This window comes from Pseudomonas sp. S04, assembly GCF_009834545.1.
Lineage (GTDB): Bacteria > Pseudomonadota > Gammaproteobacteria > Pseudomonadales > Pseudomonadaceae > Aquipseudomonas.
In genome coordinates this window covers 3,857,139-3,875,883 of sequence record NZ_CP019427.1, presented here as the reverse complement: position 1 = coordinate 3,875,883, position 18,745 = coordinate 3,857,139, and the positions used below count along the sequence as shown (strand labels likewise).

12 protein-coding genes and 1 pseudogene are annotated in these 18,745 nt (G+C 58.9%); 3 read left to right on the top strand and 10 right to left on the bottom strand.

Annotated elements, in window-relative coordinates; all coding sequences use genetic code 11:
• Positions 1-9 precede the first annotated feature (9 nt).
• The 3 genes from PspS04_RS17120 to PspS04_RS17110 all read right to left on the bottom strand — a co-directional run bounded on the left by PspS04_RS17120 (position 10) and on the right by PspS04_RS17110 (position 2,994).
• Entirely contained in the window at positions 10-777 is a 768-nt protein-coding gene (locus tag PspS04_RS17120) for an SDR family oxidoreductase (RefSeq protein WP_095171437.1), read from the bottom strand.
• A gap of 39 nt (positions 778-816) precedes the next feature.
• The gene (locus tag PspS04_RS17115) at positions 817-1,884 is read right to left on the bottom strand and encodes a phosphotransferase family protein (protein ID WP_159996783.1); all 1,068 of its coding nucleotides are present in this window, start codon (positions 1,882-1,884) and stop codon (positions 817-819) included.
• A gap of 144 nt (positions 1,885-2,028) precedes the next feature.
• Entirely contained in the window at positions 2,029-2,994 is a 966-nt protein-coding gene (locus PspS04_RS17110; RefSeq protein WP_159996781.1) for a 2-hydroxyacid dehydrogenase, read from the bottom strand.
• Between the two features lie 314 nt (positions 2,995-3,308).
• Between PspS04_RS17110 and PspS04_RS17105 the strand changes: the two genes are divergently transcribed.
• Complete coding sequence (locus PspS04_RS17105) at positions 3,309-4,589, top strand: HAAAP family serine/threonine permease (protein WP_159996779.1); 1,281 nt, start codon at positions 3,309-3,311, stop codon at positions 4,587-4,589.
• Positions 4,590-4,686: 97 nt separating this feature from the next.
• Here PspS04_RS17105 and PspS04_RS17100 read toward each other — a convergent pair whose 3' ends face one another.
• From PspS04_RS17100 to PspS04_RS17085, 4 genes are all read right to left on the bottom strand, one after another.
• Positions 4,687-5,817, bottom strand: coding sequence for a hypothetical protein (locus PspS04_RS17100; protein WP_159996777.1), 1,131 nt, complete (start codon positions 5,815-5,817; stop codon positions 4,687-4,689).
• Positions 5,818-5,877: 60 nt separating this feature from the next.
• Positions 5,878-7,008 carry a hypothetical protein gene (locus PspS04_RS17095; protein WP_159996775.1) on the bottom strand — a complete coding sequence of 377 codons (1,131 nt, stop codon included), beginning with the start codon at positions 7,006-7,008 and terminating at the stop codon, positions 5,878-5,880.
• Positions 6,998-7,996: a hypothetical protein gene (locus PspS04_RS17090; protein WP_237234929.1), complete on the bottom strand. Its 999-nt coding sequence runs from the start codon at positions 7,994-7,996 to the stop codon at positions 6,998-7,000. Before PspS04_RS17090 ends, PspS04_RS17095 begins: the two co-directional genes overlap by 11 nt.
• A gap of 135 nt (positions 7,997-8,131) precedes the next feature.
• Positions 8,132-9,684, bottom strand: a protein-coding gene (locus PspS04_RS17085; protein WP_194240661.1) for an IS3 family transposase whose coding sequence is annotated in 2 segments (ribosomal slippage) — positions 8,132-9,222 and positions 9,222-9,684 — 1,554 coding nt in all. Because the reading frame shifts where the segments join, the coding sequence is not laid out codon by codon here.
• Between the two features lie 646 nt (positions 9,685-10,330).
• Between PspS04_RS17085 and ltrA the strand changes: the two genes are divergently transcribed.
• Complete coding sequence (gene ltrA, locus PspS04_RS17080; RefSeq protein WP_159994948.1) at positions 10,331-11,992, top strand: group II intron reverse transcriptase/maturase; 1,662 nt, start codon at positions 10,331-10,333, stop codon at positions 11,990-11,992.
• A 19-nt stretch (positions 11,993-12,011) separates the two neighbouring features.
• Here the strand turns inward: ltrA and PspS04_RS17075 are convergent, their stop codons facing one another.
• The 3 genes and pseudogenes from PspS04_RS17075 to tssI form a co-directional block, all read right to left on the bottom strand.
• Complete coding sequence (locus tag PspS04_RS17075) at positions 12,012-14,609, bottom strand: toxin VasX (RefSeq protein ID WP_237234928.1); 2,598 nt, start codon at positions 14,607-14,609, stop codon at positions 12,012-12,014.
• Entirely contained in the window at positions 14,606-15,472 is an 867-nt protein-coding gene (locus PspS04_RS17070) for a DUF4123 domain-containing protein (RefSeq protein WP_159996773.1), read from the bottom strand. The genes PspS04_RS17075 and PspS04_RS17070 overlap by 4 nt, the downstream gene beginning before the upstream one ends.
• A pseudogene (gene tssI, locus PspS04_RS17065) lies at positions 15,469-16,641 on the bottom strand (type VI secretion system tip protein TssI/VgrG); the annotation flags it as partial. The gene PspS04_RS17070 and the pseudogene tssI, both read right to left, overlap by 4 nt.
• A gap of 447 nt (positions 16,642-17,088) precedes the next feature.
• Here tssI and PspS04_RS17060 point away from each other — a divergent pair.
• Complete coding sequence (locus tag PspS04_RS17060) at positions 17,089-18,735, top strand: SulP family inorganic anion transporter (protein WP_159996769.1); 1,647 nt, start codon at positions 17,089-17,091, stop codon at positions 18,733-18,735.
• Positions 18,736-18,745: the final 10 nt, after the last annotated feature.

Sequence of the window (18,745 nt, the reverse complement as noted above, 5' to 3'; positions counted from 1 at the left end):
ACCTAGCGGTCAGGACAGGAAGCCCCCATCCACATTCAACGAAACCCCAGTGGTATAGCTGGACGCATCGCTCGCCAGGTACAGCACCGCGCCCGCCATTTCACTCGGCGCAGCCACGCGCTTGAGCGGGATCTGTTGCAGTGCGGTATTGAGGATCGCGTCGTTCTTGACCAGCGCCGAGGCAAACTTGGTGTCAGTCAGGCCCGGCAGCAGGGCGTTGCAGCGAATGCCGAATTGCGCACATTCCTTGGCAAAGACCTTGGTCATGTTGATCACCGCGGCCTTGGTCACCGAGTAGATGCCCTGGAAGATACCCGGCGAGATGCCGTTGATCGACGCCACGTTGATGATGCTGCCGCCCCCGTTCTCGCGCATCAGCTTGCCGGCTTCCACCGACATGAAGAAGTACCCACGGATATTCACATCGACGGTTTTCTGGAAGGCCCCCAGGTCCGTGTCCAGCACGTTGCAGAACTGCGGGTTGGTGGCCGCATTGTTGACCAGGATATCCAGGCGGCCGAACTGTTCGCGGATCCCGGCAAAGACCTGGCTGATCTGCTCCATTTCTCCAATGTGGCAAGCAATCGCAGTAGCCTTGCCGCCTTCGGCGATGATGGCGTCGGCCACGTGCTGGCAACCCTCGAGCTTGCGGCTCGACACGATCACATGGGCGCCTTGCTGGGCCAGCAGCCGGGCAATGGCCTCACCGATGCCACGGCTGGCGCCGGAGACAAACGCGATCTTGCCGTCGAGGTCGAACAACTGAGTCTTGGACATGGTTTTTCCTTGTGAGGGGGCGTGGCGCCGGAAGGGCGGTCAGAGGCTGGATTTGTGGATCACTTGCAGGCTCATCTGCTCCAGCAGTTTGTTCATCGAGATGAACTGCGCAAAGCGTTTGTCCTGGGTCTGGCCATGGAAGAAGCGGTAGTAGATCTGCTGCACGATACCGGCCAGGCGGAACAGCCCGTAGGTGTAGTAGAAGTCGAAATTGTCGATCTGGATGCCTGAGCGTTCGGCGTAGTAATCGACGAACTCACGCCGGGTCAGCATGCCGGGGGCATGGCTGGGTTGGCGGCGCATCAGTTGCACTGGCGCCGGGTCGGCGGCCTCGATCCAGTAGGCGAGGGAGTTGCCCAGGTCCATCAGCGGATCGCCCAGGGTGGTCAGCTCCCAGTCCAGCACGCCAATGATCTGCATTGGGTTGTGAGGGTCGAGGATCACGTTGTCGAAGCGATAGTCGTTGTGCACGATGCTCGACGTCGGGTGGTCGGCTGGCATCTTGTCGTTGAGCCAGGCCTTGACCGCCTCCCAGCTCGGCGCATCCGGGGTCAGGGCCTTGTCGTAGCGCTCGCTCCAGCCACGAATCTGCCGCGCCACATAACCTTCAGGCTTGCCCAGGTCGGCCAGGCCACAGGCCTGGTAGTCGACGCCATGCAACTCGACGAGCTTGTCGATGAAGCTCTTGCACAGTGCCTGGGTCTTTGTCGCATCCAGGCCCAGCTCCGGTGGCAGTTCGGAGCGCAGGATGATGCCCTTGACCCGTTCCATTACATAGAACTCGGCGCCGATCACCGCTTCGTCGGTGCAGTGCACGTAGGCTTTGGGGCAGTAAGGGAAGCCGTCCTTGAGCTGGTTGAGGATGCGGAACTCGCGGCCCATATCATGGGCGGACTTGGCCTTGTGGCCAAAGGGCGGGCGACGCAGGACAAATTCCTGCTCGGGGTATTCCAGCAGGTACGTCAGGTTCGACGCACCGCCGGGGAACTGGCTGATCTGTGGCAACCCGCTCAAGCCCGGAATGTGGGCCTTGAGGTACGGATCGATCAGGCTGGCATCGAGTTCTTCGCCTGCGCGAATACGGGTGGACTGGTCGTTAAGCGCCATGCTTATCCCTTCTGCTTATTCTGGATGGCAGGAATTATTGGCTAATCTAATGCGCACACCCGGCACCCACAACCACGGCGGCCCTTTATAGGTGAGCGTGTTGCCGGTTAATCATTGCTTTTGATACAGGCGTTTGAAAGTGCTTCAGCGCAGCGCGCGCCGAGCCGCCGGTGGCAGTTCTATGGGGGTCAGCAGCGGGCGACTGGAGAAGAACGCCAGCAGGTTCTGCCCCACCAGTTCCACGGTGCCCTGGGTCGCTTCGGGCGACAGGCCGGCGACGTGAGGGGTGAGGATCACATTGTTCAGGGCCTTGAGCGCATCCGGCACTTGGGGTTCGTCATCGAACACATCCAGGGCGGCTCCGGCGATCCGGCGCTGCTCCAGGGCGCTGATCAAGTCGCTGGTGACGATCACGCTGGCGCGGGCAATGTTGACGATAAAACCGTGGGGACCGAGGGCGTCCAGCGCCTGCTTGTTGATCAGGTGCTGGGTGCCCAGGCCGCCCGGGGTGCAAACCATCAGAAAGTCCGAGGCCCGCGCCAGTTCGGTGGGGGTGGAGCAGAAGTCATAGGGCACGTCGTTGCGCACCTGGCGGTTGTGGTAACTGACGCTCATGTCAAAACCATTGGCCGCGCGCTTGGCGATAGCCATGCCCACCGCACCGAGCCCGAGTATGCCCAGGCGCTTGCCGGCGAGGGAGGGGCGCATGATTTTCGGCCATTCGCCGCGGCGCACTGCCGAATCGGCCCGGGGAATGTCACGCACCAGTGCCAACAACAGGGCCATGGCATGGTCGGCCACCGATGAGGCGTTGACCCCCGCACCATTGGTCACGCGAATGCCCCGGTTGCTGGCGGCCTGCAGATCGACCTGCTCGTAGCCGGCGCCGATCACGCAGATGATCTTCAGGTTGGGCAGGGCGGCGATTTCTTCGGCATACAGACCCAGTGGCCCGCGAGTCAGCACTGCGTCGATTTGCCCGCCGTAGGTGTTGATGGCTTGGGTGCGTTCGGTAGGAGTGGGGGCGAGGATCAGGTGAAAGCCTTGGTGTTCGAGAATCGGCAGGTAGTCGTTGATGGTTTCAACCAGTACCAGGACAGTTGCGGGCATGCTCGGCTCCTTTAGGCATTGAATGAGGGTCACATCACACTGCTGAAGATTGCTGGCTGGCGCAGCGTTTGGCAATGGGCTCGGCGGGGTGGGTTGCGTGGCGTCAAAGCACCGTCGAGCAGGTTTTTTGCAGGGTTAGTGGAAAAAAACCGCCTGATCATCTGATCTGCACCACCGCTCCTCAGCTAAGTCTTTGCTTCTGTTGATTAATCCCGGACAATCGCGCCCCTGTTTCGGCCGGGGCGCTGCCTGTCAGCTTTTTCTGACTCGCCCTGACCGAGTGGCAAGTGACCGGAATGCGGAGATCCGACCGGATGAATGATCAGGCCAATAGCGTTGATGAGCGTTATGAAGCGGCGGCACCAGCAAGCCTCACTAGCTGGAATCGTCATGACACCACCTGGATGCTGGGCCTGTTTGGCACGGCGATTGGTGCGGGAACCTTGTTTTTGCCGATCAACGCAGGTGTTGGCGGTTTCTGGCCGCTGTTGATCCTGGCGCTGCTGGCATTCCCCATGACCTTTTATGCACACCGGGGCCTGACCCGCTTCGTGTTGTCCGGTCGCGAGGGCGCCGACATCACCGAGGTGGTCGAAGAGCATTTCGGCCTCAAGGCCGGCGCGCTGATCACCTTGCTGTACTTCTTCGCGATCTTTCCGATCCTGCTGATCTACAGCGTGGCTTTGACCAACACCGTTGGCAGCTTCCTTGAGCACCAGTTGCACATCATGCCGCCACCGCGGGCGATCCTGTCGTTCGTGCTGATCCTTGGCCTGCTGGCGGTGGTACGTTGTGGCGAGCAAGTGATCGTCAAGGCGATGAGCCTGATGGTCTACCCGTTCATCGTCGCGCTGCTGTTCCTGGCGGTGTTCCTGATTCCGCACTGGAATGGCGGCATCCTCAGCACCGCGAGCACCCTGCCAGAGCCTTCGGCGTTGCTGCATACGCTGTGGCTGGCGATTCCGGTGATGGTCTTCTCGTTCAACCACTCGCCGATCATCTCGGCGTTCGCGGTAGACCAGAAGCGTCGTTATGGCGTCCACGCCGAAGAACGCAGCTCGCAGATCCTGTCCCGCGCTCACCTGTTGATGGTGGCAATGGTGCTGTTCTTCGTCTTCAGTTGCGTGTTGACCCTGTCGCCTGCGCAGTTGGCCGAAGCCAAGGCGCAGAACCTGTCGATCCTGTCGTACCTGGCCAACCACTTCAGCAACCCGACCATCGCGTTCGTGGCGCCGTTGATTGCGTTCGTGGCGATCTCCAAGTCGTTCCTGGGTCACTACATCGGTGCCAGTGAAGGCCTCAAGGGGTTGATCGTGAAAAGCGGCAAGCGTCCGGGTGCCAAGGCCCTGGACCGCATGACTGCGGCGTTCATGCTGGTGGTGTGCTGGATTGTCGCGACGCTGAACCCGAGCATCCTGGGCATGATCGAGACCCTGGGTGGGCCGATCATCGCGGCGATCCTGTTCCTGATGCCGATGTATGCGATCCGTAAGGTGCCGGCGATGGCGCGGTATCGTGGTCAGGCGTCGAATGTGTTTGTCACGGCGGTAGGGTTGGTGGCGATTACAGCGTTGATTTATTCGCTGACCGCTTAAGATCAAAAGATCGGGGCCGGGCGGCGACAACTCTCTGTCGCCGCCATTGTGTGCTCAGGGGGTTACCTCCGATGGCTACGAAGCGGCCCCAACCCCCTTAAACCGACCAATCCCCTGATTCAAACCCCTTATGCACTTGCGCAAATATCTCGGTGATCGGCCTTCGTGGCTGGCGCTTTTGCATCTGGCGCACCTGTTCACTCAACCGCAGCAACTCCTCACTCGGCTTGGCCCACTGCGCTTCCGGCAGCGGCTCTGACCATTGGCGCATCACGTCGGGCAGTGTCTGTTTGCCGATTCTTTCGAGTCGGCGCACTTCCCATTCGACGAGGTGGTTGGGAATCGTCCACAACGTCATGACGTGGTACAGGTACCAGAAAAACCCCGACAGCCGAGAGCGTGAACCGTCGCGGATTTGCTGGTGCATGCGCGTGCGGGCGTTGCGGAAGGTGTGCAGGCCTTCGTGGGGCGGGTCGTCGGGGCCTTGAAGATCCTGCAAGTCCTGAATCGATTTGAGGTCGTTGACCTCGTACTCCATGTAACCGCGAATCGCCTCCCAATGGCTGATGGCCAGGGGCAGAGCGGCGCAGGGGAATTCGAGGCTGGTCATTGTTTCGCCGTGCCGGAAACCGATGCCCATGCCGTATTGGCGGTGGATACCGTATTGGGTCGCGCCTTGGGCTTCGATGACCCAGGCGGAGAGGGATTCCCACGGGACGAAGACGGGATCGGTGGCGCCTTCGGGCATGAAACAGACTTCGCGGCGTTGACGGTTGAAGCGGGTGGGGGTTATTTGGGCGCGTTTTTTGTGGTGGTGGTGCCAGACTCCCAGGCTGATGAATAAGATGAGGGGGCCGGTTATTAACGCGTTCCCATAGCCTTCTTCAAACATACCTATTACTGAGTTCCAAATATCTTCCTGTCCATACCCAAAAAACACTCCCAAAAGACCGGTAATTAGAGGGAACAGAAATATTACTGAGAACGACACGTTGAACGCCCCACCCAGAGTCATTTGCCACATAAAGACCTGAGGCGATCCCAACCCAAAGTCCATGTACACGTCGTTCAACTCGCCAATGTGTGGTCCATAGGGTGGCACTGGCGTTGGTAATGGCAGCGGCGCGAGGTAGGTGATTTTCCCGCTCGGAAACGGCTCGATATCCCCCGCTTTTCGTGGCTGTTCGAGCGAAGGGGCGCAGAGGGACTTATCGTCGTTATTCGGCATGGTCGGCCTGTTCCAAAAACTGGGTTTCAACCAGCACGCTAAGGAAGTTGGAAAAGCAACTCATACGCGACGCTTACCGCTCGCCGCCGAGCGCTGCACCTCGGCGAAGATTTCCGTGATCGGCCTTCGTGGCTGGCGCTTTTGCATCTGGCGCACCTGTTCACTCAGCCGCAGCAACGTTTCGCTGGGCTTGGCCCATTGCGCTTCTGGCAGCGGCTCTGACCATTGGCGCATCACGTCGGGCAGTGTCTGTTTGCCGATTCTTTCGAGTCGGCGCACTTCCCATTCGACGAGGTGGTTGGGAATCGTCCACAGGGTCATGACGTGGTACAGGTGCCAGAAAAACCCCGACAGCCGAGAGCGTGAACCGTCGCGTATTTGCTGGTGCATGCGCGCGCGGGCGTTGCGGAAGGTGTGCAGGCCTTCGTGGGGCGGGTCGTCGGGGCCTTGAAGATCCTGCAAGTCCTGGATCGATTTAAGGTCGTTGACCTCGTACTCCATGTAACCGCGAATCGCCTCCCAATGGCTGATGGCCAGGGGCAGGGCGGCGCAGGGGAATTCGAGGCTGGTCATTGTTTCGCCGTGCCGGAAACCGATGCCCATGCCGTATTGGCGATGGATACCGTATTGGGTCGCGCCCTGGGCTTCGATGACCCAGGCGGAGAGGGATTCCCACGGGACGAAGACGGGATCGGTGGCGCCTTCGGGCATGAAACAGACTTCGCGGCGTTGACGGTTGAAGCGGGTGGGGATTATTTGGGCGCGTTTTTTGTGGTTGTGGTGCCAGACTCCCAAGCCGATAGATAACATGACAAAGGCAGTTTGCAATCCTAGTTCTGAGGACGGGAAAAATAACTCTTCCGCGAATTCCCAAGAGTAGAGCCAGTCGTATCCTGAGACGAGACCAAAGAAAATACTGAATAAAGGCAACAAGACGGCAAACATAAAGGTCATTGTTAATGGCCCGCCAAAAATGACTTGCCATGAAAATACTTGCGGTGATCCCAACCCAAAGTCCATATACACATCATTCAACTCGCCAATATGTGGTCCATAGGGTGGTATTGGCGTTGGTAATGGCAGCGGCGCAAGGTAGGTGATTTTCCCGCTCGGGAACGGTTCGATATCCCCCGCTTTTCGTGGCTGTTCGAGCGATGGAGCGCAGAGGGACTTATCGTCGTTATTCGGCATGGTCGGCCTGTTCCAAAAACTGGGTTTCAACCAGCAACACCGGTGGGTGCTCCTTGACCAACTGAGGCGTCACCACTGAAAAATGGCCTTCTCCGTGAGGGTTGATATGGATCACGCGGGTTCGCGACGCCCACGCGCCTTTGGTGTTTAGGGTCTGGATGCAAACGGCCAGTTCCAGTGTTTCGTTTGATGGCGTGAACCTGGCGTCCGGATCGACCGGGTATTGAAGACAGAGCACCAGCCCTTCGGGCGTTGATTGCACGATGCGCAGGCTGCTCACAACTTCGTCGCTGATCACGTCCTTTTGTTCTCGCGGAACTCCGTGACTGTGCAGGGGGATGGAAATTCGGTGGGCGCCGATGCCCAGACGATGAGTCGGTATGCTGCCAAGGGGTGGCAGCAGATCACTTAACGTCAGTCTTGGCAGCACCAAATGAATATCGCTGGGCTTGGCTTTGAACAGCAGGCTCTTTAGCCAAGAGTCATCTGAGTTTTTGCCTAGATGCGCATAAGGGGCGTGTATCAGAAAGGCCAGATAACTTTGGTAGTCATCCAGTGAATGGTCACCGCGCATTTCGGTATCCCGGCTCCATGGCGTGGTTTTCAGCCATTTATCGTGGGCGCTGATGTTGTAACGGTTGTATAACCACGTACCGCTCAGCTCGAGCACGGTGAACAAGGCCCCTGCGAGATTGAAACGGAAGAAAATGGTGGAAAGGCGTGTACCCGCAGCAGCCCAAGCGGCAGTTCGTGCCGCGCTATTGGGGGCATTCAGTACCGTGAAAGTGGCGTGAACGGTATGACTCAGTCCATAGGCGTTAACCGTCACCATGCCACCCGCCCCCAATGTGGCCAGTGCAGCGGCCCCTTGTGCCGATTGATTGCCGCTGCGGATCGCCTGTTGCCAATTTTGGGATTGGTTCTTAAGACTGACTGCCGACGACACTAGGCCGAAGCCATAGGTGAAAATGCCCAACCCAATATGCATCTTCCCCATCTGCACATGTACATGCCGCAACGCTTGATGTTGAAGTCCAGCTACAAGCGAAGTGCTACGAACCTTTAAAGTTGTATCTGCGAGACTTCGGCGTTTTTCAAGGTAGTTGTCGTGTCGCCCGTCTTGCTAGGCGACCTTCACGACAACTGTCAGCTCCCTTTCGGGGTTGAGATACACCGTCCCGATTGGGTTCCAGTTGCGTGTCTCACCTGACCATCTTTCAGGCCTTTTTTCTCTCGCTTGCCCATAGATTGCCGCCCTCCGGGCCAAGATTTCCCGGTCATTTCCCTCGTGGCGCTGGGCGGGTGTCACGAAGCGGATTCGGCTATGACGATGCTCGGTGTTGTACCAGGCCATAAAATTCCTCACCCAGATACGCGCGTCATCCAGGCTGCTAAATCCATCCTGCGGCCACTGCGGGCAGTACTTCAGCGTTCTAAACAGCGACTCCGAGTAAGGATTGTCGTTGCTTACCCGAGGTCTTCCTCTCGATGGCGTGATACCCAGGTCGTACATCTTGGTCAGTAACGTCACCGATTTCATCGGTGCGCCATTGTCCGAGTGAAGCACCAGCGGCTGACGCCAGCACTTCTCTCGAGTGACACTTCGTTGCAGTAGGACGGCTGCTTTTTCACCGCTTTCTGCCTCGTAAACTTCCCAGCCCACGGCCTTTCGGCTGTAGATATCCTCGATCAAATAGAGGTAGTAAAACTTCCCACGAACCGGCGACGGCAGGTACGTAATATCCCAAGACCACACCTGATTGGCGGCTGTCGCCGCGTAAGTGGTGGGTGCTTCATGGCGATGCGGGCGTTTGGCGCGGGAACGATGATGCTGCTGATCTGCCGCATGCAGCACTCGGTAAAAGGTTGCCTCCGATGCCATGTAACGTCCCTCGTCAGCGAGCCGTGGCACGATCTGGCTCGGTGGCAGATGTGCGTAGGCCTTGCTGTTGCACAAGACCAGGATAGCTTGGCGCTCAAGATCACTCAGGGCGTTACTCGGCACTGGCCTCACCGTCGTGGTGCGCCCATCTGCCAACATTGCTTCGGGCAGGCTCCAGCGCTGTAGCGTGCGTAGCGAAATACCGACTTCTAGACACGCAGGCGCCCTGCGGGCGCCCGCCGTGATGGCTTCGTTGAGCCAGTCGACGAGAAGATGCCGTTCTGGCAACAAGGTCAATTGACCTCGTCGTCGCTCCCCCAGTAGGCATTGAGCTTTTTTCGCAGCACCAGCAATGCGACTGTTTCAGCCAGTGCTGCATCCTTTCGGCGCAGCTCGCGCTCCAGTTCCCGAATCCGCTTTTTATCCTCCTTGGTCTCCCCAGCGATTCCTTTTTTCAGCGCTGAATGATTAGTACTGTTGGCAATGAAAGCTTTGCGCCAGCCATCAATTTGCTCAGGGAAAATACCGTTGCGACGGCAATACTCACTCAGCTCCAGCTCCGACAAAGCTGATGATTCGATGACTGCCATGAGCTTGGATTCGGCAGACCAATTTTCAGGCGACTGCTTGTTTTCGGACAACTGGGAACCTCTGGCAGCAGCTTGCTTACGCCAATAATGAAGAGACATGTCGCTACAACCTTCACGGCGCGCGACCTCCGACGCTGAAAGGCTCAGGGGCGGAAGCATCATTTTCAACAACGCAGCTTTGCGTTCTTCTGAATAGAAAGGCATGACCTTACTCTTGCCGCCCCCGGAATACTTTTAAAAAGCGGAGGACACGACAACTACCCTGACGTGCGACACGAAGTCGCTTGTAGAAGTCGTTCCCGCTTCAACTGAGGGAACCACCAATGTCACTTGGTGAATCTAGGAGTCTGAATAAAGAGCGACTCTGACAATGCAACGAAGCACCGCAAGGTACGGGGTATCAATCGCGAGAGGCGTACTCTTCTGGCAGCCATACGCCGGTGAAGTGCTAGATAGTCGGGATGGTGAACACATGTGAATCTGCGCTAAAGGTCGTTAAGTTGAACAAGCGGAAATGGCTATTGCGCTTGACCAAAACGGTAACGGAGGTGGGAAGAACCCTTGTCAGGTGGGCCTTCGTGACCCAGACACCTCCCGGCCCATAGCAGGCACCTAACCCGACGTACTTCTGCAAGTGGAACGTGGGAACCCCGTATCGTTCCCCTCGGGGACAGCAGGCCGCAAGGTCTGCCAATGGCGGTGCGGGAACAGGATTGAGGACAAAGCGAACGCCGCCCTGTAATGGGACGGATAGGGATTGCAACATCATCCCACGCGAAAGCGGGCAGACTTCCTCATGGTCTCCCTTCACAAGAAAATTTGTAGAACCATTTAAACGGGAGGAGAGCAAATGAATGCAGCAACACTGGCGTGTGCACCTTCCGGCGTGGCATGGGACGGCATTAATTGGGCCGATGTCCAGCGCCATGTAAGACGGCTGCAAACGCGTATTGTGAAGGCCACCCAGGCCGGCAGGCACAACAAGGCGAAAGCCTTGCAATGGCTGCTGACCCACTCGTTTTGTGGCAAGGCATTAGCCGTCAAGCGAGTGACTGAAAACAAAGGCAAGAATACCCCCGGCGTGGACAAGGTGACGTGGAAAACGCCGAGGGCAAAGACCAACGCGATTGCGTCGTTGAAGCGGCGAGGTTACTCGCCTCTTCCGCTTCGGAGAGTGATGATTCCGAAAAAAAATGGCAAGACGAGGCCGCTCGGCATACCCGTGATGAAGTGCAGGGCTATGCAAGCGTTGCATTTGCTGGCCCTGGAACCGATCGCGGAAACCACCGCCGACCTGAATTCTTATGGGTTCAGGCCGGAACGCTCAACTGCCGATGCCGGTGAACAATGCTTCACTTGTTTGGCGCAAAAGGCGAGCGCGCAGTGGGTGCTGGAGGCCGATATTCAAGGCTGTTTCGACAAAATCAGTCACGACTGGATGATCCCCAATATCTCAACGGATAAGGTGGTTTTAAATAAGTGGCTCAAGGCGGGATTCGTGTATCAAAACAAACTCTTTCCCACCGACTCCGGCGCCCCGCAAGGGGGCATAATATCGCCAGTGTTGGCAAACATGACATTGGATGGCCTCGAACTGATGCTCTCGGAAAAATTCCCGAAAGCGAAGAGAACAGGCCGGAAAATGAACATGGTGCGTTACGCGGATGACTTCATTATTACTGGTAATTCGAAAGAGTGGCTGGAACACGAGGTCAAGCCCGCAGTGGTTGAATTTCTGGCAGAGCGTGGGCTAGTCCTGTCACCTGAAAAAACCAAAGTAACACACATCAAGGATGGGTTTGACTTCCTCGGATGGAGCATCCGCAAGTACAACGGCAAGCTGTTGATGAAACCGTCGAAAGCGAACGTCAAAGCACATCTTGGCAAAATCCGTGAAGTTATAAAGGCCAACAGGCAGGCTAAACAGATTGACCTGATAAATCTGCTCAACCCCGTGTTACGAGGGTGGGCGAATTACCACCGTCATGTAGTCGCCAAGAAAACCTTTAATCGAATCGACGCCTACGTATGGTCAATGCTATGGCGATGGGCGGTAAGAAGACACCCGAATAAAGGAGCCCGCTGGGTCAAGGATCGCTACTTCAAGACCAGAGGCTCCCGAACGTGGGTGTTTGCCGCAACAGAAGAAAGAGAAGATGGAACGAAAAGGGAGCGCAGCCTGCTTTCAGAGGCGGATACGCTAATACAGCGGCATATCAAGATCAAAGCAAGCGCAAACCCGCATGACCCACAGTGGGAGCAGTATTTCGAGTCCCGATGGGGTAAAAAAATGCTGAGCTCATCGAAAGGTCGCGGGAAGCTTTACCGCGTCTGGCGCAGGCAAGATGGCATGTGCTCTACCTGTCAGAAACCGATCACAAAGAACACCCCTTGGGATGTTCGCAGTATTGTAAAACGGACTGACGGCGGATCAGATGCAGCAAGCAACCTGCAAATGCACCATCTCAATTGCCCTAGAAATCAGTTACACGCCAAAAACGAAATTGGGTAACCGGGTGTCGAAAGATGCCTTAGTGGAGGCTTGAGCCGTGTGCGTTGAAAGGCGCATGCACGGTTCTTAGGGGGCTGGACGCGGGTAACCGCGTCTGGCTACCCAACACCGGGGGACTTTGGGCTGCGGTGAAACCAGCCGCTCCTGTTGTAGCAGCAGCAGACAAAAGCGGCCCGATAGCTCGCTTATTTTTTGACTGTTCGAAAGTTTCCTTAAACACCCCAACCAAATTCACCACCTGCACCAAAACCACCACCAACCCCATCCCTTCAGTCTTCACCAGACTGGCCTTCGGCACACTGGCCACCCCCAACCGAATATTCCCCAACAAACTGCGCAACTCCTGCTGCTGCGCAGGCGGGAACACCACCGTGACCCCGGCTCGTGCCGGCGTGGCGCCATACAGCCGCGCCGAGCGATCCGGTAGTTCCTCGATCGGGCTCAACGCCGCCGCCAGTCGCCCCTCGTTCTGCGCCAACTGCGCCCGCACCCGCACGATCTCCTCCTGCAACTCCACCGCCCGTGGCGTTTTGTGGCCCGGGCGGTTCTTGTTGCGGGTGAGCTGATTACGCTCGCGGTTCAGGGTTTTGAGGTATTCGCGTTCTCTGAGGACTTCCTTGATCGCGGTGTGCAGTGCGTTCTGTTCCGCCGGGCTGGCGACGGTGAAGGTCACACCGCTGGTTTTGACGGCATCGAAGATTCGCAGCTTCAGGCCTTTGGGCAGGCGTTGGAACAGTTCATCCAGGTCGGGGATTTTCTCCCCCGACAGGTCGAAACCTTCCAGCACCCGGCCCAGGCCCAGGTTCAGCGCCGGGCTATAGGTTTGCTGCACGGCATCGGCGACGGCGCGGGTGTGTTCAGGCAAGTCGTCGAGGGCCGGCAGCCGTGGTTGTTCGATGCTCTTGAGCTTCTCCAGCCAATGCGGCAGGTTGTTGAACATCGCCATGCCGGCGTTGAACAGTATTGAATATTGCCCGGCCTGCTCTGGTTGCACTCCCAGCGGCAAGGTGTAGAACAGCGGCCGGGTCAGTTCCGGATGCTGCTCCAGATAGCCGAGCAGCGCTTCGCTGGCTTTGTCGCTGCGACACAGATCCTTGAGGCAGGCGTATTCAGCGGCGAAGGCCGGGCCGAGTTGTTCCGGCGCCTGGGCATCGTAATACCACGCCGAACGGTGGTAGCGGCCCGCGCACACCAGTTGCGTGCGGTCAGCGGTGATGCGCTCGAGCAGGCGATTCCAGCGCCCGAGGTCATCACGGTGGCGGTTCAACGCTTCGTCCATCGCCGCCCGGTCGATCAGGTCGTTGATCCCGCGTTTGCCACTGAATATCGAGCCATCGAGCACGTCGTGGATGCGTCGATCCTGATCCCGACCGAGGTTGACGAGGGTTTGCAAATGCCGGTCGACAAAGTCCTGCGGGGCGACCGCCTGGAAGTACTGCCGTGTGTAATAACGCCGGTCGGCTTCGGCGGTGGCGCGGCCGTGGGCGGTAAAGTCCGGGGCGACACCGTCGAAACGGTTGAGCGCCAGCGCGTCATCAAGGGCCTTTGCGCGTAGCTGTTCCAACTCCGGCGTCGCGGCGGCGTCCGGTTCAACCTTGCCGCCGTTGTTCAGGTAATCGAGCAGGGCCTTGCGGGTGTTTTGCCGATCCGGCTCGGGCAACTGTTCCAGATCGGCAAACAACGCTTTGGCTGACGGTTGCTCGCTGGCTTTGGCCAGCTTATCGAAATCCTCGGCACCGAGCTGGCTGAGGGACTCGATGTAACAGGCCAGCAGATAATCACGCGGGTTGTTGGCGGTGTTGCTCCATTCGTCGATCCAGCCGACCACGGTGTCCTGGTACTCGGCCAGATCACGCATCACGCCGAGGTCGTCGTTGACCAGCAGAAACAGCGTGTCGTCCTGATAAGGCCCGCGTACCCGACCCAGAAACTCACCGATGTGCGCCTCACGAAAACGCCGTGGTTGCTCCCACAGATAGGGTTCGCGCTCATGTTCGGGGGCATCGCTGACCTGCACCGTCGGCAGTTCAACCGTACCCGACACGGGATCGACAACCGGTTCGGCGCCGGCCGCGACTTCCGCCAGCCATTGTTTGGCCTGGGCGACAGTCAGCAAGTGCTTGCCCCCGACCTGACAATGCACCGGACCAAGATCCACCGCTTGCATGAAGTGCTCGCGTTCTTCGGCGCTGTCGAGCACCTGTCGGCATTTGCCCGCCGTCCACTGCACCTCGGCGAAGGTCACGTACAACACGCTGCGCCGGGAAAAGATCAGCGCCGGACGCTCTTCAATGGATGAACGCTGATCCTCGTTCACGGTTTTGCCTCTGTGCAATTGCGCACTGACGACGCCGTCGAGCATCCGATATTCGTACAACTCGCCGCTGAGGCTGTCGATGATGTACAGCCAGCCGTCGCGTAACCTGCGGATGCCCATGGGACGGCTGGTCAGGGCGTACGGCAGAGCCAGTTCAGCGCTCGGGTCGAGCGGTTTTTCCACCAGGCCGTAGGACAAGGGCAACAGTTGCACGTGGGTTTGTCGTAATGGGCAGGCAGCCGGGGCGCCGATGGGGGATTTCGACGCTGCGGCGGCAGCGAGGTTGGCGGGATGGTTCATGACAGACCTCGTTCAAAAGCCCACTGACAAGCCAGGTCAGCGGCCAGCGCGACGCGCTCGCCGGGTGATTGCAGAGATGGCGTGTGGAGCATGTGATGGATGCGCGGATGCTGATCGACGTCGCTGCCGTCGAGCCACGTCATGACGTTGGCGTAATGGAACAACTCCGATTGACTGCTCAGGCCCAACGCACAGGCCTGGGTTTCGCATCGCTCCAGCATCGGCCAGCGCTGAGCCACGGATAGCCCGGGATGAAATTCGGGAAAGTGCCTGCGCAGATGCGCATCGAGTTCAAGCAAGGTGCGACGCCGGTCAACCTGTTGCAGGGCGGCGTCCTGTTCATGGCTCAGGCGATAGGGGACCGCAAGTGCCGGGCATTGCGCTTGCCGAGGACGCTGGCATTGCCAAACCGCATTGACGCTATCGGCAGTCACCACACAGGACAGCGGGCCGAACAAACACTGATCGGCACTGGCAAACAACGCCTGCGCCACCGCAGCATCGGCCAGCCGCAACAGTGCGGCCGGGCCCGCCGGCATTTCGATGGTCACCAGTTTGCGCAGGTGTTCAGCAACGCTGAACACGGGGGCAGCGCTGAACAGCAGCACGCCCCATTCTTCATGCGCGTGTTGCAGATAGAACTGCGCCAGCGGATCGTCCGGTCGCTGGATGGCCACCAACAGCGGCGATATGTCCCGCAGCGCCGAGAAGGGCGGTTGGTCATACAGGGCAAAAGTGCTGGCAGCAGGGCTGAGCTGTTTTACCCGCGTGGGCAAATCGCTGATCGTCGCACCATCCAGCAACAGGCATGCCTGTTGCTCGTCCCATGGCAAACCGCCAGGCAAAGAGGTCGAAAGGCTCATGCTTGTGCGGCCTCGAAAATCAGGCAGCGCGCGGTGCGGGTGGACATCAGCGCATGGCGTTGCTGGGCGGTATCGGATGTCACCTTCAGCAGGGGTAGGGCGCCCGGGGCCAGTGGTTCCGCCGCCAGACTGTTCGCCGGCGTGCCGCCCTGGATAATCGGTACGCTGCTGAAAATGCCCTCCGGCCCCAGCGTCAACCACTGGCCGCCCGCCATGACGGTCACATGGGCTTCGCCATCGATCACCACTTGCTGACCGGCACCGAAGTGGATCTGCTGCGACGCGCTGAGCCGTTGACTGGCGACCCGAATGTGCCGGTCACCCTGAACCCACAGATGATCGTCCTGTTTCAGTTCGGTCAGGCGGTTGCCGTGGGTCAAGTGGTGTTCGTCGCTGCGCAGTTCATGACTGGCGATGCCGCCGATCACCACGGTGCGCTGATTGTCGACCTGCACACGTTCGTTGTTGAGGACTAACTGGACGAAGTCGCGCTGAGCCTGAATCGCGATTTCTTCGACGCCTTTTTTGTCCTCGATGCGCAACTCGTTGTAACCACCGCCGCCGGGGCTGCTCTGGCTGCGCAAAATGCTGCGCGTCTGTTCGGCTGGCAGGTCCAGTGGCACCGGCGTCACGGCATTGGTCAGGCAACACTGGACGAATGGTTTGTCGGGATCGCCTTCAGTGAAGCCCACCAGCACTTCCATGCCGACGCGCGGAATCTGCACGCAGCCGTATTGATCATGGGCCCAGCCCGTGGCCACGCGCAGCCAGCAACTGGATTGTTCATTCAGCTGACCTTCGCGATCCCATAGCAGTTGAACCTTCACTCGGCCATAGGCGTCGCAGTAGATCTCTTCGCCGGGCGGTCCGGTCACCACCGCATGCTGGTTGCCGGTGACTCGGGGCTTGGGATGCTCCAGCGCCGGGCGAAACGGGATATCCCAAGGCGTCACGACAAAATGGTTGCGGTATCCCTGAGTGAATTCGTCTTTATTGCCGGCCTCGATAATTGATTCCTCGAGCACTTGGGGTTGTTTTCCGGCGTGTTCGACCCGAGTGAGTAACCACAAACCATTGCAGTCGCCACGCGGGTGGTGGCTGATATCAACGAAACTGCCACTGCGCATCAGGCTCTGGTCGCTGCGCCCGTGCCCCTGACGGTAATCGGCGATCTGATAAATTTGCCCATGAATGCCGGAGCCATCCTCGCTGAAAGACGGAAAGGTTGGACGATCCATAAGCGATTCGAGATCAATGTCGCGGCGTTCGCTGACCAGTTCGAGCTCGACTTTATAGGTTTGGTTGAGCGCTTCCCTGGCCCGGAACTCGAGTACTTGAAGGTCATGAGAAACACCCTCGATATCGAGTTTGAAAATGGCTGATTTGCCGACACTGAACATCCACGTTCCCCTGTGTTTCCTTAGGGGCAGGACTTTGCTTGGGACCAGGATTTTGCGAAGTCAGGCGAATCGCTTTGTTGTGTAGGACGTATCCGGGATGGTGGGCGTGTCGCCGGGGTGAAGGACTGTCCTTTTACTTCGCCCTCTGAAGGATTGAGCGCTACAGTGGCAGCTGTGCCTGATGCGCAGAATGGTTTTTCGCCCGGAGAACGTGGTTTGTCGAGCACCCCTCAATCTGTTGAACAACCGAACCGTTGGCAGGACCTGCTGGCCGGATTGTCGATTGCCGGTTTGTTGTTACCCGAGGCGGTGGCCTATTCCAGCATCGCCGCGGTGCCGCCCCAGGCCGGGGTGATTGCGTTGTTTGCCGGTCTGCTGTGCTACGCGCTGTTGGGCACCAGCCGTTTTGCGATTGTTTCTGCGACGTCGTCTTCGGCGGCGGTGCTGGCGGCGGCCACCGCCACGCTGGCCGGCGGCGATCCGGACCTGCGCATGACCCTTGCCATCGGCCTGGTGCTGGTCACTGGCGGGCTCTTTCTGCTGGCGGGGCTGTTCAAGCTCGGCAGCGTCACCTCTTTTATTGCCAAACCGGTCCTGCGCGGCTTTGCCTTGGGCCTGGCGGTAACCATCATCCTGAAGCAGGTCGCGAGCGTCGTTGACGTGCACTTGAGCAACGGCAACCTGATCCGCTTCGTCCCGCAATTGCTGGAACAGTGGCCGCAATGGAACCGCGTCGGCCTCCTGGTCGCGGCGGTGGCGCTGCTGGTGTTGTGGGTATGCGCGCGGTTCCGGCGGGTGCCCGGCGGTTTGCTGGTGGTGGCGCTAGGCATCGCCGCCGGCCAGTGGCTCAACTTGCAAGCCTACGGCGTGGACCTGATCGGCGTGATCGACCTGAGTCTTGAAGTGCCCCGGCTGCCGGTGTTGCCGTTTGCCGATTGGCTGCGCCTGGGGGAATTGGCGTTCGCGATGGTGATGATTTTGTATGCCGAGTCCTATGGTTCGATCACCTCGTTTGCGCTCAAACATGGCGACCGGGTTTACTCGAACCGCGACCTGCTGGCCCTCGGTGCGGCGAATCTGCTGTCCGGCCTGTTCCATGGCATGCCGGCGGGCGCCGGGTACTCCGCGACCTCGGCGAATGAGGCGGCGGGTGCCGGCTCACGGCTGTCCGGCGTGGTCGTGGCGGCGGTGGTGTTGCTGATCGTGCTCACGGTGTTGCCCTACATTGCCCTGACCCCGGAGCCGGTATTGGCGGCCATCGTCATTCATGCCTTGGCGCGGGGCTTGAGCCTGCAGCCATTGGGCCGCTATTTCATCTGGCGCCGTGATCGCTTGCTGGTGATCTGCGCAGTGGCAGCAGTGCTGGTGTTGGGCGTGCTGGACGGCTTGCTGGTGGCGGTGGCGATCAGTGTGGTGCTGATGCTCAAGCAGATGTCGTCGGCGGATATTCAAGTGCTGGGGCAAATGGGCGGCGGTCATGACTACGTTGATGTGCAACGTCACCCTGACGCCTTGCAAATCCCTGGCGTGTTGATTGTGCGACCCAGCGAAGCGCTGTTTTTCGCCAATGTGGAGCGGATTCTCGGTGGAGCGCTAAGGCTCGCGCGGCATGCGTCGCCGCCGGTGCACACGATCATCCTCAGCCTGGAAGAGTCGCCCGATCTGGACGGCACCAGCATCGAAGCGCTGGAGGCGTTCTTTTTGCAGGTGCGGGCGGAGGATAAGTTGCTGATCCTGGCGCGGCTCAAGCATGAGGCGAAAGCGGTGCTGTCGTTGTTGCCGACGTTGGAGTTGGAGCAGGTGACTCTGAGTGGGCTAAGTGTCGACGGCGCAGTCCAACAAGCCCTAAACCCCTCCACGTAACCCCTTGTGG

What these genes read in the sequence shown, in the direction of transcription:
- PspS04_RS17120 (WP_095171437.1), bottom strand. Translation starts at nt 777, where the DNA reads ATGTCCAAGACTCAGTTGTTCGACCTCGACGGCAAGATCGCGTTTGTC.
- PspS04_RS17115 (WP_159996783.1), bottom strand. Translation starts at nt 1,884, where the DNA reads ATGGCGCTTAACGACCAGTCCACCCGTATTCGCGCAGGCGAAGAACTC.
- PspS04_RS17110 (WP_159996781.1), bottom strand. Translation starts at nt 2,994, where the DNA reads ATGCCCGCAACTGTCCTGGTACTGGTTGAAACCATCAACGACTACCTG.
- PspS04_RS17105 (WP_159996779.1), top strand. Translation starts at nt 3,309, where the DNA reads ATGAATGATCAGGCCAATAGCGTTGATGAGCGTTATGAAGCGGCGGCA.
- PspS04_RS17100 (WP_159996777.1), bottom strand. Translation starts at nt 5,817, where the DNA reads ATGCCGAATAACGACGATAAGTCCCTCTGCGCCCCTTCGCTCGAACAG.
- PspS04_RS17095 (WP_159996775.1), bottom strand. Translation starts at nt 7,008, where the DNA reads ATGCCGAATAACGACGATAAGTCCCTCTGCGCTCCATCGCTCGAACAG.
- PspS04_RS17090 (WP_237234929.1), bottom strand. Translation starts at nt 7,996, where the DNA reads ATGCATATTGGGTTGGGCATTTTCACCTATGGCTTCGGCCTAGTGTCG.
- ltrA (WP_159994948.1), top strand. Translation starts at nt 10,331, where the DNA reads ATGAATGCAGCAACACTGGCGTGTGCACCTTCCGGCGTGGCATGGGAC.
- PspS04_RS17075 (WP_237234928.1), bottom strand. Translation starts at nt 14,609, where the DNA reads ATGAACCATCCCGCCAACCTCGCTGCCGCCGCAGCGTCGAAATCCCCC.
- PspS04_RS17070 (WP_159996773.1), bottom strand. Translation starts at nt 15,472, where the DNA reads ATGAGCCTTTCGACCTCTTTGCCTGGCGGTTTGCCATGGGACGAGCAA.